This is a genomic window from Candidatus Poribacteria bacterium, from assembly GCA_028820845.1.
In the GTDB taxonomy this organism is placed as follows: Bacteria; Poribacteria; WGA-4E; order WGA-4E; family WGA-3G; genus WGA-3G.
On sequence record JAPPII010000026.1, the window covers coordinates 1 to 14447 of the forward strand.

General features: G+C 49.4%; 14 protein-coding genes and 1 pseudogene. 13 read left to right on the forward strand and 2 right to left on the reverse strand.

The window, feature by feature from the left end:
• The 5 genes from OXN25_06425 to OXN25_06445 all read left to right on the forward strand — a co-directional run.
• Nucleotides 1–1679: T9SS type A sorting domain-containing protein (locus OXN25_06425; protein ID MDE0424483.1), on the forward strand; the 1679-nt coding region annotated here is incomplete at its 5' end.
• 460 nt (nt 1680–2139) lie between these two features.
• Nucleotides 2140–2364, forward strand: coding sequence for a hypothetical protein (locus OXN25_06430; protein ID MDE0424484.1), 225 nt, complete (start codon nt 2140–2142; stop codon nt 2362–2364).
• Nucleotides 2365–2650: 286 nt separating this feature from the next.
• Entirely contained in the window at nt 2651–3958 is a 1308-nt protein-coding gene (locus tag OXN25_06435; GenBank protein ID MDE0424485.1) for a tetratricopeptide repeat protein, read from the forward strand.
• The gene (locus OXN25_06440; protein MDE0424486.1) at nt 3942–5624 is read left to right on the forward strand and encodes a CRTAC1 family protein; all 1683 of its coding nucleotides are present in this window, start codon (nt 3942–3944) and stop codon (nt 5622–5624) included. The genes OXN25_06435 and OXN25_06440 overlap by 17 nt, the downstream gene beginning before the upstream one ends.
• Nucleotides 5617–6033 carry a helix-hairpin-helix domain-containing protein gene (locus OXN25_06445; GenBank protein MDE0424487.1) on the forward strand — a complete coding sequence of 139 codons (417 nt, stop codon included), beginning with the start codon at nt 5617–5619 and terminating at the stop codon, nt 6031–6033. Before OXN25_06440 ends, OXN25_06445 begins: the two co-directional genes overlap by 8 nt.
• Nucleotides 6034–6226: 193 nt before the next feature.
• On the opposite strand, the gene OXN25_06450 is transcribed toward OXN25_06445, so the two are convergent.
• A complete protein-coding gene (locus OXN25_06450) occupies nt 6227–6814 on the reverse strand; it encodes a 5-formyltetrahydrofolate cyclo-ligase (GenBank protein ID MDE0424488.1) in 588 nt (195 codons plus the stop codon).
• A 15-nt stretch (nt 6815–6829) separates the two neighbouring features.
• Entirely contained in the window at nt 6830–7117 is a 288-nt protein-coding gene (locus OXN25_06455; protein ID MDE0424489.1) for a EutN/CcmL family microcompartment protein, read from the reverse strand.
• Nucleotides 7118–7513: 396 nt separating this feature from the next.
• Between OXN25_06455 and thiO the strand changes: the two genes are divergently transcribed.
• The 8 genes and pseudogenes from thiO (at nt 7514) to OXN25_06495 (ending at nt 14425) form a co-directional block, all read left to right on the forward strand.
• The gene (gene thiO, locus OXN25_06460; protein MDE0424490.1) at nt 7514–8620 is read left to right on the forward strand and encodes a glycine oxidase ThiO; all 1107 of its coding nucleotides are present in this window, start codon (nt 7514–7516) and stop codon (nt 8618–8620) included.
• A 470-nt stretch (nt 8621–9090) separates the two neighbouring features.
• The gene (locus tag OXN25_06465) at nt 9091–9684 is read left to right on the forward strand and encodes a sigma-70 family RNA polymerase sigma factor (GenBank protein ID MDE0424491.1); all 594 of its coding nucleotides are present in this window, start codon (nt 9091–9093) and stop codon (nt 9682–9684) included.
• Nucleotides 9685–9871: 187 nt separating this feature from the next.
• Nucleotides 9872–10591, forward strand: a complete 720-nt coding sequence (locus tag OXN25_06470; protein ID MDE0424492.1) for a haloacid dehalogenase type II — start codon at nt 9872–9874, stop codon at nt 10589–10591.
• A gap of 35 nt (nt 10592–10626) precedes the next feature.
• Nucleotides 10627–10836, forward strand: a pseudogene (locus OXN25_06475) (Uma2 family endonuclease).
• Nucleotides 10837–10899: 63 nt separating this feature from the next.
• Complete coding sequence (locus OXN25_06480) at nt 10900–11919, forward strand: Gfo/Idh/MocA family oxidoreductase (protein ID MDE0424493.1); 1020 nt, start codon at nt 10900–10902, stop codon at nt 11917–11919.
• Nucleotides 11920–11940: 21 nt separating this feature from the next.
• A complete protein-coding gene (locus OXN25_06485; GenBank protein ID MDE0424494.1) occupies nt 11941–12837 on the forward strand; it encodes a hypothetical protein in 897 nt (298 codons plus the stop codon).
• A 28-nt stretch (nt 12838–12865) separates the two neighbouring features.
• Nucleotides 12866–13624 carry a class I SAM-dependent methyltransferase gene (locus tag OXN25_06490; protein MDE0424495.1) on the forward strand — a complete coding sequence of 253 codons (759 nt, stop codon included), beginning with the start codon at nt 12866–12868 and terminating at the stop codon, nt 13622–13624.
• A gap of 39 nt (nt 13625–13663) precedes the next feature.
• The gene (locus tag OXN25_06495; protein ID MDE0424496.1) at nt 13664–14425 is read left to right on the forward strand and encodes a LamG domain-containing protein; all 762 of its coding nucleotides are present in this window, start codon (nt 13664–13666) and stop codon (nt 14423–14425) included.
• Nucleotides 14426–14447: the final 22 nt, after the last annotated feature.

Below are 14447 nucleotides of genomic sequence, written 5' to 3' on the forward strand. Positions count from 1 at the left end.
ATCCTGTTTCTGGGGTAAGTGTGTCATTTTCAGTCACCGCAGGCGGCGGGAGCGTGTCTCCAACATCTGCCACCACCAACAATAACGGACGCGCACAGACGACACTCACACTCGGCGATGACCCCGGCGAGAACACCGTCCGCGCAAGCGTGACAGGCGTGTCACCCGTTACGTTCAAAGCCACGTCAGGGGCAGAGGTGCTGCTCAACGCTTCACAACGTCCCCCGATGTATTGGATTAGCAGAAACGAAGGGAAACTCTACAGGCTCGTTGACGACGAGATTGAGAGTCTCGCCCCCAATCTTACGGGGATTACGAACGTCGCTGTGGATGCGGCAAATAACGTCTTGTATCTGAGTGTGCAAACGGGTGAGAACCGCGGCGACATCCGGCGTGCGAACCTGAACGGGGGCAACGTCCGGACGCTAAAGACGATCACTGCTGTGCCACGCGGGATTACCGTTGACGCTACAGGCGATACCCTCTACTGGGCGAACTCACGCGGGCGTATCCAGAGCATGCAGACGGCGGGTAGCACGAAGTTGACGAACGTGTTGGAGAACCTTCGCAACCCGACGATCGTCGTCTCTAATGGACATCTGTATTGGACGGAGTCTATCGGCAGGATCCGTCGGATTGATCTCACAGACGCACAGTTAACGATCCAGAACATCGCTACAGGTTTAGGCGAGCCGTTAGGACTTTCCGTTGCGAAAGGGAAGGTTTACTGGATAGAACGGAACGCTGACGGCAGCGGGAGTCTGAATCGGTCGAACCTTGACGGGTCTAACGCGCAGGCGTTGAAGACCTTCGCCTCGGGTGTGCCGACCTCGCTTGCTGTGGATTCTGCGGACAACAAGATTTACTGGACGAAGGGTGCCGGTAAGATTCAACGTTCCAACCTTGCGGGTAAGTTCGTCCGAGACGTTGCTTCGGGTCTGATGGGTCCGACAGGTATTGCGTTGAGCATTGCAGTGACCGATGGCACGACTGCCGTGGCGACTCCAGGGACTCGGAATACGCAACAGACGAACAACGATCAGACGACTTTCTCGCGATATGATATCAACCGCGACGGTGCGGTGAATAACGCCGATACGCGGGCAGTTGCCGCAGCGATCGGACAGAGCGGTGCAGACATCGCGAATCCACGCACAGATGTGGATGGCAACGGCATGGTGGATGTAACCGACATTATCCTCGTTCTCGGTAACCTCGACGACGATGTCGCTGCCCCGACGCTTGCGATTGATATGAAGGCACTTGATATCGACTTTGATCGGGTGCAGGAACAGGTTGAGGTGTTGTTGGCATCAAGTGATGCGTCGATTGCGGCGCAGCGTGCGTTGTTGTATCTGCAACACTTGTTGGCATCCGCACGTCCTGACGAGACGGTGTTGTTGGCGAACTATCCGAACCCATTCAACCCGGAGACGTGGATACCGTATCACTTGGCGGAAAGCACGGATGTGAAAATCAACATCTACGATGCGCAAGGCGTGTTGGTGCGTGCGTTGACCGTGGGTCATCAATCGGCGGGTTACTATACCTCTCGGAGTCGTGCGGCGTATTGGGATGGTCGGAACGCATTCGGTGAACGCGTGGCGAGTGGAATCTATTTCTACCAGTTGGAAACCGATGAAATGTCGCCGCTGCGGAAGATGGTGATTTTGAAATAGCAAATAGCCGTCAGGGGTCAGGGCGGATTGCTACGCAATCCTTTCAGCGATCAGAAAGATAGGCGGCAACCCCAAGGGTTGCCCCTACGCAACGGTGGGTATCCACGAAGGTAGGCACAAGACCTACCCCTACTTTATAACGCTTGCGTCTTTGCTGATGGCTGACGGCTGAAAGCGAAACGAAGTGAAGCGTGCTGACGGCTAATCGGCACGTCCTGGGATGACGCTAAACTCACCCTGTCTTTTTAGGACGACATTAACCTCCTAAATTCAAACTAAATGCTGGCGGTCAGGGGGCCATGCGCGCAACGCGCGGAACTGACCAAACCTAATGTAGCGATGAGAACCGTCGACACTCTCATCGCTACGTTTTATTAAAGACCTGGGACGACACTGCCAATGGACGCGGTTCACAACGGATAACAGCCAACCGGCAAAGGCGGCTGAAGAGGAGGGGAAGATGCGTAGTAATTCAAAAGGCAGGATTCTCGCAGCCTGTGAGATGTCTTTCAAGGGGCGGAGCAATGCTGAGATTGCGTCCCACTTCAAGGTCACAGATTCGACGGTGTCTCGTTGGCGGCGGCTCGAGCTCTGGATTGATTTTGAAAAAGAGTTGGTTGCTGCGTATAAGGCGGCAGCCCTTCAGAAACATCAAGGCACCGATGCGGACACCGACCCGGCGTAACTCCCAAAAAAAGTCCTTCCGTCTTTTATAAGCATCAGGGGAGTACATATTTCGTTGAAGTTTCCTGCAAATGCCGCCCGTACGGGGACCGTGAATTTTGGGGGGGCGCATTTCTACAGAGATGTCACCCCTATAGGGTTGAAAAAATAATACCCTCCACTCCCGCTGGCGAGATTTGCGGCCTGCTCGCCCTGAGCCCTATGACATCTTTCGTCTATGGGCGGAAGAATAACCCTTGACGCAATATACCCTCTCACGTTAAAATTAGTAGCGGAGGATAACATCTATGTTGTCAAAGGGTATATCGTTCGTTGCCTGTTTTCTAATCGTTATAGTGGGTGCTGTGTGTGATGCTGTCGCGCAAACCCCACAAGACCTTTACGCCCGCGCTATGCAAGCCGCACGGCAAGGCGAATATCCACAGGCACTCCAATATCTTCATCGCGCTGTTGATTTAAACCCAGACTTTGCCAAAGCACACGCCGCTTTAGGCACAGTTTACCTCCAACTCGGTGACTTTCCCGCATCTGAGAAGGCACTTGCACACGCGATGCGTATGGCCCCTGATCTGGTTCAGGCTAAGTCCAATCTCGCCTTGCTCTACGCGAGAACCGAACGCTTTGATGACGCTATCCGGGTTTATCAAGACCTTATTCAAAAGCACCCCGAATCATTGCAAGTATGGTTGGGTATCGCCTCTGCCTATCAGCAGGCGGATCGATATAAAGAGGCGATTGAAGCCTATCAGGAAAGCCTTAAACGTTCCCCCAACCACACCGCCGCGATGAGCAATCTCGCCTCTTGTTATGAAGCCGTCAAACAGGAGGGACAAGCAATCCGCTATTACAAAGCTGCCTTAGCACAAGACCCCAACCTCTCTATGGCAAATGGGAACTTGGGTGCTATCTATCAAAAACAGGGGGAATTGGATAAGGCACTCCCGCTTTTAGAAAAGGCTGTCCGACACGATCCGCGGTTTACTGCCGCACGGTATTGCCTCGGCTTGGTTCTCACGAAAAAGCGTCAATTCCAACGTGCCGCTATGGAATACCAGCGAGTTATTGCACAACAGAACGATCACGTCGGTGCCTACTATAACCTCGCCCAAGCACTCTTCCGACTCAAACGACCTGAAGAGGGAAAGCAGGCGATGGAAATCTACTGTCGCCTCAACGCGATCGCACAGGAGATTGAAGACCGCGAACGCGCCATTCTCATTGAACCGAATAACCCGCTGAAACAGTATCAACTTGGGCTTGTTTATGCGAAATACGGGAAGTTTCCGAAGGCGATCTCGGCGTTTCAGACAGCCTTAGCGTTGGATGCCAAGGCGCACTATGCACTGAACGCCTTAGCGCGACTTTACATTCTGCAAGGGATCGAGTCGCAGGATGCTATCGCACACGCTGAAAAAGCGTTTCACCTTACACAATCACCGCAGTATATGCACACACTCGCTTTGGCTTATTTTCAAGCAGGCAAGCGTGAAAACGCCCTAAAAGCAATTCAGACTGCAATCGAAATGGATCCTGAAAACGATGCCTTTCGACAGACCTTGACCAAAATGAAGGAGGCAGATGAAAAGACAAAATAAAGGTATAAATATCTGTCTACTTGTCCTCATCGCGATTTTTGCACCAAGTGATGCAACTTCACCTGCAGCAGCGGACACAGGTATTCAGTTTGTTGATGTAACACAGGCGGCGGGTATCCACTGGAAGCACACAGATGGACGAAGTGGACGGAAATATTTTATGGAGACGCTCGGTTCGGGTGCCGCTTTTTTTGATTATGATGCTGATGGTGATGCCGATTTGTATTTCGTTGACGGCGCGCCACTCCCCGGATATGTCCCTCCAGAAATTCCAACCAATCGACTCTATCGCAATAACGGTGATGCCACCTTTACGGATGTTACCAAAATAGCCGGAGTCGGAGATACCGGTTACGGACACGGATGTGCTGTCGGCGATTACAATAACGATAGTCACCTGGATCTCTATGTCACGAACTACGGCATGAATCGGCTCTATCGCAACAACGGGGACGGCACGTTCACGGAGGTCGCCGAAACCGCAGGCGTGACCGAGCCGCGTTGGAGTACCAGTTGTGCATTCGCTGATTATGACCGTGATGGCAACCTTGATCTCTACGTCGTCAACTACATCGTTTTTGATATCGCCGAGAATCCATGGTGTGGACTGAAAGAGAAGGGGATTCGTGCCTATTGTGAACCCGATAATTTCCCTGCCCAATCCGATACGCTTTATCGCAATAATGGTGATGGCACGTTTACTGACGTTACCAAATCTGTCGGAATTTACAATACGACTGGCAAGGGGTTAGGCGTTGTCTGGGGCGACTATGATAACGACGGGGCACTTGATATTTACGTCGCAAATGATTCTACAGAGAACCTTTTCTACCGCAATAACGGTGATGGCACTTTTGAGGAGATCGGTTTCATGGTGGGTATTGCGCTCAGTGAGGATGGTGCCCCTGAAAACGGTATGGGAACCGCATTTGGCGATTGGAATAACGATGGATGGTTTGATCTCACTGTCACCAATTATGCTGACCAGACAAATACCCTCTATCGTAACGATGCAGACGGTTTTTTCACAGACGCAACTACCACCACAAAAACAGCACAGATTACCTATCCATACCTCGGTTGGGCAACCGCCTTCATTGATTATGATAACGATGGGTATCAAGATCTCTTTGTCGCTAACGGGCATCTGCACGAAAATCTTGCAGAACTCGGACAAGAAGGCACCTACGGGCAGCGTAATCTCCTTTTCAAAAATAACCGGGACGGCACTTTTACTGAGGCCTCTGAAGCCCTCGGTACTGGTATGAAGTTGGAAGACGTAAGCCGTGGGGCTACTTTTGCAGACTACGATTTAGATGGCGATATTGATATTGTTGTAACAAATTCCAACGCGCCCCCTCGACTGCTCCGTAACGACGGTGGTAACCGAAAGAACTATCTACAGATTCGCTTGATCGCAGCGAACGGTTCTACGGATGCAATTGGCACACGTGTTAAGGTAACGACCGGCGAACTTACACAGGTACGTGAGGTACAGAGTGGAGATGGTTATCTCTCGCAACGGGATCTCACGCTTCATTTCGGAATAGGTGATTATGAACATGTAGACAGTGTTGTAGTTCGTTGGCAAAACGGGGTCGAACAGTTAATCAGCGGTGTCGCTGCGAATCAGATACTTCTTCTTGAGGAAAGCGGAGATGAATAGCGTGGAAGATGCTCTTGAACGCCATTATTGGAAAGCGGTGACTTTACTCGTGATACTGATTTTGGCTGGAACTGGCTTTTGGGGAGTGCGGCGGTTCGCACCAGCCGTATTTCTCGGAGAACCGGATCTAATTGCTGTGCCGAACACGGAACACCCGCAAGATCGCACAACAAAATCTGCTATATCGAACAAACCCGTGCTTCTCAATATCAATACTGCCTCTACGGAAGAACTCCAAACCCTTCCTAACATCGGTGAGCGACTGGCGGAAAGAATTATTGACCATCGCACACAGCACGGTGATTTCACCAGTGTGGATGCCCTCCAAAATGTCAAAGGTATCGGACCGAAGACTATAGAGAAACTCAGACCCTTTGTTGATGCCATGGTGGATCCTGAAAATAAATAAACATCCTCTCCTCCCCGGTAGGGTCTTTGCGAATCAACACGGAATGCGCGTGTGGCATTCCGTGGGGTGTTTCTGCGGATTTCTTCAAGGTTTCCTAACTTCGCCGGGGCAGAGCGTCCAATTAATTCTAAAATCTACCATAAATAGTTATCATAAAGCCGAAAAATATGGTGAATTGTTACGTGGAAACCTCTTAACTGACTGCTGATGGCTGATCGCTGCCATCTATTATACCCTTCTCTGTGAAAATGTAGTGTACGGGGAGGTCCCACGTTTGCGGGCATGTATCTTCAACAATCTGCACCTGATACGCCAATCCTACCCTAACAGCATCTGGACACTTCGTGAGGAACCTGTCATAGAAACCCTTACCGTATCCGAGGCGATAGCCGTTAGCATCGAAAGCGATACCGGGGACAATGATGAGCTGTAGCTGCGAGACTGGGAGAATTGGACAGGCCGCATTCGGTTCTAACAGACCGTAGCGGTGCTGAACGAGTTCTGTTTTGGGGTTCCGAATCTGGCGAGGCGTGAGTTCTAACTGGTGTGTATCTACTACAGGTGCACAGACTATCTTCTCTTGGTGAAGCAAGATATCCAACAAACTGAACGTTTCCACTTCACTTTTCATGCTCAGATAGAGCATTACAGTATCGAAATCTTCGTTCTGTATCCAACTGACAAGGAAGTTGATGATCCTTCGGCTAAGTACCGATCGGACTTCTTGCGCGAGTCCATCGCGACGTTGGAGGGTTTCGGCGCGGATACGTTCCCGTTCCATCTCTCGTTCCATTTACTACTTGTGATACCGCACTTTTCCGCAAACTTCTATGGTATCAACAATTGCCATGATGACGGCATCAACCGGTTTGTTGCTGGTCACATTGGTCTGCCGTGCTGAGCTACCCGTTGCAACAAGCACAATCTCACCAATACCCGCACCGACCGCATCCACGGCGACCGTATATTTTCGGTCGACTTCGCCATTTAAATCTACGTCTTGGACAACCATCAACTTACTGCCAATCAATTTTTCATCTTTCTGCGTCGCGACGACTGTCCCTGTAACTTTTCCAAGGATCATTTAAAAACCTTTCACATTAGGCGTGCCTTTTTATTTTTCCCATCACCGAATTTGAGATAGTTCACTTTGGTCTGTCTATGATAATTATACACGAAATTCGTTGAAATTTCAAACCATAATCTAAAGTCTATCTCATAACGCTGTTTTTTTCGAGGTTCTCTGTGTCTCAGAAAAGTGCATCCGAAAATATGTATAAACAGTTGAGTGGTTTTTGGTTATTAGTTGTTGGTTGTTAGTATTTTACGAAGGCGTTTTCCTTAAAAGGAAACATATATCGTCCAAAAACTGAAGCCAAGTCCAATTGAAAACGGGCACATAATGTGTTAAACTATTAATTATTGTCGTCTTTGCGAGTTTCTTTCCGAATACAACACTTCCCCAAATCGGAGGACTAACTTGAGTCGAAATCATGCGGATGTCATCGTTATCGGCGGGGGCATTATCGGGTGTGCTATCGCTTACAACCTCGCTAAACGAGATATCCAACCGCTTCTCATTGACAAAGCTGCTGCCGTCGGCACAGAAGCCTCATGGGCAGGTGCAGGGATTCTCACCTCACACGCCTCAACACATGAGCCGTATCCAGAACTCTGTCGCGCCAGTCTTGCCCTCTACCCGGCGTTAGCGGAAGAACTCCGCGCAGAGACGCAGATAGATATTGAATTCATTCGGGCTGGAACGCTCTCAGTATTCTTCAATCCAACTGAAGCAGCAGGACTCATCGGTCTCGCGGACCGCCGTGTAAAAAACGGTTTTTCAACCGAAGTCTTGACATCCGAGCAAGCGTGGGAATTAGAGCCAGCACTTTCGCGATCAATTGTCGGTGGGGTGCTGTTTCCCGAAGATGCACAGGTACGCAACCCGAAGATGGTGACCGCACTCGCAAAGGGTGCAGCGAAATTTGGGGCGAAATTCCAATTGGGAAATCCTGTCACCGGCTTTGTCCGAGAAAGTGACCGTGTTGTTGGGGTTGTTGTGAACGGTGAAACCTTATACGCTGACACATTTGTGATTGCTAACGGATGTTGGGCAGGTGAACTTACTGCGGACCTTGGTGTTCCAATGCAGATTGGACCCGCGAAGGGACAAATAGTCCTCATTGAAGCGATGCCACCGCTTTTCGAGCGGACAATTGATGGACTCGGCATCTACATCGTTCCGAGAGCAGACGGCAAGGTCCTGCTCGGTGCAACAGTCGAATTCGTCGGCTATGACAAAAGCACAACGGTTGAGGGCACCAAGCAGATGATTGATGCAGCGCTCGCTATTGCACCTCAGTTGGCACAGGCTACCTTTGTCCAAACGTGGGCAGGTTTGCGTCCGTACGCCAGAAAAGGTCCCCTTCTCGGCTATCTACCCGGATACGACAACGTCGTCTTGGCGTCCGGACATTTCAAAAACGGGATTCTTCTCGCACCCATTACTGGGCAGGTTATAGCGGAACTCCTCACGACTGGGAAACCTTCATTGTCACTGGAACCGTTTCATCCAATTCGGGTGTAAGGAATATCTCTACACATATCTCCGAACGTGGCAGCAGCGGTCTAAGTATTTTTTTTAATTTTAAATGAATTTTTTCCGAATCTATGGATTAAACTCTTAATAGTTTTTTATGGTGAAATAAAAAAGGCGGTTAAATACTGTCCCTATCTGATGATTTAACCTAAAAAGGAGAGGTTACAAAATGCGTCAATACGTTTTATGTTTAGCAGAGGCAATGCCTCACGATTGGAGAATTGGAAAGAGTGTATGGAGTAGCGGGACCGGAGGAAAAGTGCGAGATTGTAATTTAGGAGACCGCACCTCCTTGAAAGCGCGGGCATTTAACACTGCCAGTGCGTTCCGTTGTTGGATTAAGACTCGATTATGGAGAAGGCACAGACCGAGGAGTGAACAAGCAGGCATCCTCCACTATGGAAGGAAGGGAGGGTTGCGCGCCTTCGCTTGATACGCTCCTCTTTGAGGAGACAAGCATGTTACAGACTGATGAGCAGTTGATGCTCTCTGTGAAAGACGGAAACAGAGACGCATTCCGAATTCTAACCGAACGTCATTACGCAAACACTTTAAACTTTATCTATCGGTTCGTTAAGAACCGGCCGCTTGCGGAAGATCTTTGTCAAGAGACGTTTCTACGGTTATGGCGCTGCGTACCAACGTACCGCCCAATCGCAAAATTCAGAACCTTCCTTTATCACATTGCCAAAAACCTCTGTTTGAAGCAGTTGGCAAAAGAGAAAAGGAAACCTCAAATAGAATCATTGGATGTACACTATGGAGATGATGATGAAAACTTTCACCCAATCGTTGTTGCTACCGCAGACACACACTGTTCACCAGAGGCACTGCTCATTGCCAAAGAGACTTATGAGGCGATTCAGACTGCAATCAATAAACTGTCGAAAGAACACCAAGTCGTGTTTCGGCTAACAGAACTTCAAGGATTATCTTATCAAGAAGTTGCTGAGATCGTCCAATGTCCGATTGGCACCGTTGCCTCCCGCAAAAATGCTGCGATTCGGCAGCTTCAAAAGTTTTTGGCACCTTATCGGGCAGCCTATGACTGATAATCTTTAGGCTTGAAATATATAATCTTTTTTGCACTCTGGCGTCCAATCTCACGCCAGAGTGCTTTTTTATAAAACAATTCAGTGGACAATTGGGATAAATTGGTGTATGATGTGAGATGGATTAAACAGGAGAACCAGCCACTTTGTTTTCAAACCTTCAGATCACGCATAGGGACATAACACAATGCAAAGCACTCCCTTTGAAGTCAAGGCACTTACTTTCGATGTCTTCGGCACAGTTGTAGACTGGTATGGTTCAATTGTCGCTGAGGGTGAAAAATTTGGAGAGACCCACGGTATTGATATTGATTGGGCACAATTTGCTCTGAAATGGCGTGCCGGATACGGACCCGCAATGAATAAGGTGCGACAGGGTGAATTACCGTGGCAGAACATTGACACACTGCATCGGTTGATTTTGGATGATCTTCTTGATGAGTTTAATATTACTGGCTTGACTGAAGCCGATACAGACCATCTGAATCGGGTCTGGCATCGGCTCAAGCCGTGGCCCGATGCTGTCAGTGGCTTAACGCGGTTACGCAGGCGATATGTTGTTGCTACACTCTCTAACGGCAACGTCGCACTGCTAACGAATATGGCAAAATTTGGGGAACTTCCGTGGGACTGTATCCTTTCTGCCGAATTAACGGGGCATTATAAACCAGACCCCGAAGTTTACGAGACCGCTGCTGCCCTACTTGGCTTATCTCCGAATGAAGTCATGATGGTCGCCGCACATCCTGGTGATCTCCGTGCCTCCCAAGCCGTCGGTTTTCAAACGGCACTCGTCCCACGTCCATTGGAGTATGGACCCGGTAGGGTTCAGGAAGTGACTGCGCATCCATCTGACTTGGTTGCCAATGATTTTAACGAGTTGGCAGACCTATTAGGCATAGCATAGTTTGTAAGGAGGATTAAAAAGCCGAAGTCGTCTCGCCAACAGATGTTCAATGGCGCGTCTCCGAAAAGGTCCAAGCCTATCTGGATGCCGGCACCCAAATGGTATGGGTTGTTGAATCTGTCATGAAAACAGTAACAGTATATCGTTCTAAAACAGACATTAAGGTGTTTAGGGGTACCGATACACTTACCGGTGAGGATGTTGTGCCGGGGTTTTCTTGTCGAGTTGCCCAACTTTTTGAATAGGATACAGTGGGAGGTCGCGAGCTGGGGCTCACTCCTACGAAAGAATTGGAGAATATATACATTATGGATAAAATCCGAATTGCTTTTATCGGTTGTGGTGGCATGTCTTCGCAATTGCAGCAGTGTATACCGATGGTGCCGGCGTTTGAATTCGTCGCTACCTGTGACCTCGTTAAAGAAAAAGCAGAATCCAATGCCCGAAAGTTCGGGGCACTCCGTCATTATACGGATTACAACGAGATGTTTGCAAATGAGGATCTCTACGCAGTCGCTGTTGTCGGTAGACCCGAGGATAAACTCCATCGAGACATCGGTATTGCTTGTCTCCGCCGCGGGTATCACATCTACACTGAGAAACCTCCTGCGACTACTGCTGAAGGCGCGAAAATGCTTGTTGATGCGTCAAATGAAACCGGTAAGACAGGCATGGTAGGCACAATGTGGCGGCATGCACCCGCACACCAGATTGCCAAGCAGCTGATGGACGAAGAAGAGTTCGGTGCGGCATGCCAGTATCATACACGCTATCTCGCCCCAGGTCCGCGGCTTCAGGAGGCGGGGTCCCCGTTTGCGTGGCCCTTCATGCTTGATCAAGTAATCCATCCGACCGATTGTATGCGTTTCTTTATGGGACAAGTCAGTGAAGTTTATGCGACGGGGACGGTTGATACAGCATCCAGCACTGTGTCGTTATCTGTGAACCTCCGCTACGAGAACGGCGGCATCGGGACGATGACCCTCGGCACTGGTCCCGTTTTAGAAGCGATGGTTTTCATCAAAGGCACTGGCAATCAAGCAATTCAGGTGTTGGAAACGCGCCAATTGCGCCGTTACCGTATGCCGACATGGCTCGGTGAGGGGGGCGGTTACGCTGATACACCGACTGAAACGTGGGATCTCAACACCGCATATCATGGTATTGGTAGACCCGGCTATCTCGAAGAGATGCAACATTGGGCAAAGTCGTTGCAAGAAGGGACGCAACCGCATTCCAGCCTTGAGGATTCCTATCAGAATATGCGCGTTTTGGAGGCGATTAGCCGTAGCGTTGAAACAGGAGAGGTTGTTCAAATTTCTGCCTGACTTGTAGAGAAAATACCTACTATGGACTGGGCACCGCGGGTCAAACCCATTAAAATCCGTCAACTTTACCGATATGCTCGACTCGGCATCTATGAAGATACACTGCTACACGATGTCGGTTGGGAACTCTACGCTCGCTGTGCAGACATCGCCACAGTCGCCGATGTTTATCGCGAGGGACGTGTGCCATGTCCAAAATGCAGAACGAAGATCACGCGCCGGATTGACCCGCTCTTTAGTAAAGGCGAGGGGGGAACCCACGAACACTGGTTTCACTGCCCCCACTGCACCGGACGACTCCTCTGGCGCGACTGCCGTCAAGCCCTCCGAGACACCCCGCGATGTTTTGATTGTCGCGCCGTTCTACAGAAAGAAGTTGTGTTGCGATGCACCTGTGGTAAAACATGGTCCCAGGAAGCCTATAAGCAGTCGGTGAGAACCCGTGTCCTCTTACCCTGTCCTCACTGTCTTGAGCTCGTCCGTAGACCGGATCCACCGCCAGTGGAGCGAACCTCCAGAAATTGGCGATCCGATCCTGAGTTGCAATGTCCCAAATGTCAAAGCGTCGCACTCCATCAGCACGGTAATATTGAATGTACCGTCTGCGGCTACAAACGGCGATGGCGGGATTACCGAAAGAGTCTAAAAAAGAAGGATGAAAAACTCGAATGTCCGAATTGTGAACATGCCTTCAGGTGGCAGGAGTGGCGCAAAAGTGTTCGGTCCCTACGGACTGGGAATCCACAACCCGCTCGTGAGTTCGTTAAAAAATGGCGCAAGTGCCGCACACCACAACAACGTATGATACAAATTGACACGCTACTCCAAACCCTGCACGGTAGAGGTCCATTGGCTCCGTTATTTATTGATAGTGGTGAACAGAAAATTCGCCAAATGCTTGACGACTTGGCATCATAGTTTTAAACGTTACCCAGAGATATATGTTATGCAAGATTCTATTACTAAACCGCAATGGGCAGAGGAAAATTCCCAAGATTTCATTGACTACGGCAAATACTTCGTCCCTGACCGAGAGATCCAAATTGATTGCATTTGTGAAGTGATTCCATCTCCATCGAAACCCACTTATATTCTCGATCTCTGTTGCGGTGCTGGACTCCTTACGCGGGCACTGTTGGATAGGTTTCCTGAATGCCACGTCTACGGTTTAGACGGTTCTCCGACAATGCTTGCTCACGCCGAAAAGGCACTTGCTGCTTATGGAGAGCGTTTTAAGACACACCTCTTCGATTTAGCTGCAAGCGATTGGCGCGAATTGCTTGTCCCCGTCCATGCTATTGTATCTTCTCTGGCGATCCATCACTTAGATGCTGTTGAGAAACAAACACTGTTCAAAGATATGGCATCGCTCCTGATGCCGGGTGGCAGTTTCATTATCGCTGATCTGACTGAGCCGATGGATCCTTTTGGACAAAGGCTTGCAGCGAAGGCTTGGAACGAAGCCGTGCGTCAACGTTCACTGGATTTGGATGATGATTTGAGAGGATATGAACAGTTTTGTGAACTGGGTTGGAACCATTACGCACAACCCGAACCCGACCCAGATTCGATTGATAAACCGTCATCTTTGTTTGATCAACTTAAATGGCTTGATGAAGCCGGATTTGTTGATGTTGATGTTTTCTGGATGAAGGCTGGGCATGCTATCTTCGGAGGTCGCAAGCCGAACCCAGAATCAAAATGAACGATTGCTAATCGAAATCGACAACTCAGGAGGAAGACCATGAAAGTTCTGTTTCTTATAACTTGCATTATGAGTTTGATAATGCCTACTGGTACGCTTGGGGCACAGAATCTGGCACTGGAATTAGATGGGGCAACAGCTATCGAAGTGCCAAACAGCGACAGTTTAAATCCCAAAACCGCGATAACGATAGAGGCGTGGATGAACATGAGTAAACCGGTCGGTGAGTGTCTTGCAAAGGACTGGGGCGGTCAAAGGGATTACATTTTTCCAGAGATTGTCCAAAACGGGACGGGATTACGATTTGTCCTTTGGCCCGGCACAAAAATCCTTGATGTCCCTGGATTGAAGCCGAACGAATGGCAACATGTCGCGGGTGTCTGGGATGGTAAGGAGATGCGGACATATATTGATGGCGAAGAGAAGGGGGCCGCAGCTTTTGGAGCAAAGGAATTAGCGGCAACCGATGCTTCCCTGTATATCGGGGTCGGTGATAGTCAAAATTGGTTCTGTACAGGTGCCATTGATGAAATCCGTATCTGGGAAGTTGCTCGCACCGAAGAAGAGATTAATGAATTTATGATGAAAGTCCTCAACGGTGATGAAAAGAGTCTAAACGCGCACTATACTTTCGATGCGGGTGATGCTAACGATAATACCAAAAACGGAAATGATGGCAAGGGTGGATTTGGAAAGCCAAATTATATTGATGTCACCAATGATCTTGACCTTGAGCCACTTTCTGTTGAGCCAGGTGATAAGTTGGCGACAACGTGGGCATGGGTGAAACGGACCCAGTAACTAATTTCACTAAGGAATAAAA

Bases quoted from the DNA above. Each gene is read 5' to 3' on its own strand.
- OXN25_06455 (MDE0424489.1), bottom strand. From the start codon at position 7,117: ATGATCCTTGGAAAAGTTACAGGGACAGTCGTCGCGACGCAGAAAGAT.
- OXN25_06495 (MDE0424496.1), top strand. From the start codon at position 13,664: ATGAAAGTTCTGTTTCTTATAACTTGCATTATGAGTTTGATAATGCCT.
- OXN25_06430 (MDE0424484.1), top strand. From the start codon at position 2,140: ATGCGTAGTAATTCAAAAGGCAGGATTCTCGCAGCCTGTGAGATGTCT.
- OXN25_06440 (MDE0424486.1), top strand. From the start codon at position 3,942: ATGAAAAGACAAAATAAAGGTATAAATATCTGTCTACTTGTCCTCATC.
- OXN25_06450 (MDE0424488.1), bottom strand. From the start codon at position 6,814: ATGGAACGGGAACGTATCCGCGCCGAAACCCTCCAACGTCGCGATGGA.
- OXN25_06435 (MDE0424485.1), top strand. From the start codon at position 2,651: ATGTTGTCAAAGGGTATATCGTTCGTTGCCTGTTTTCTAATCGTTATA.
- OXN25_06480 (MDE0424493.1), top strand. From the start codon at position 10,900: ATGGATAAAATCCGAATTGCTTTTATCGGTTGTGGTGGCATGTCTTCG.
- OXN25_06445 (MDE0424487.1), top strand. From the start codon at position 5,617: ATGAATAGCGTGGAAGATGCTCTTGAACGCCATTATTGGAAAGCGGTG.
- OXN25_06465 (MDE0424491.1), top strand. From the start codon at position 9,091: ATGTTACAGACTGATGAGCAGTTGATGCTCTCTGTGAAAGACGGAAAC.
- OXN25_06470 (MDE0424492.1), top strand. From the start codon at position 9,872: ATGCAAAGCACTCCCTTTGAAGTCAAGGCACTTACTTTCGATGTCTTC.
- OXN25_06490 (MDE0424495.1), top strand. From the start codon at position 12,866: ATGCAAGATTCTATTACTAAACCGCAATGGGCAGAGGAAAATTCCCAA.
- OXN25_06485 (MDE0424494.1), top strand. From the start codon at position 11,941: ATGGACTGGGCACCGCGGGTCAAACCCATTAAAATCCGTCAACTTTAC.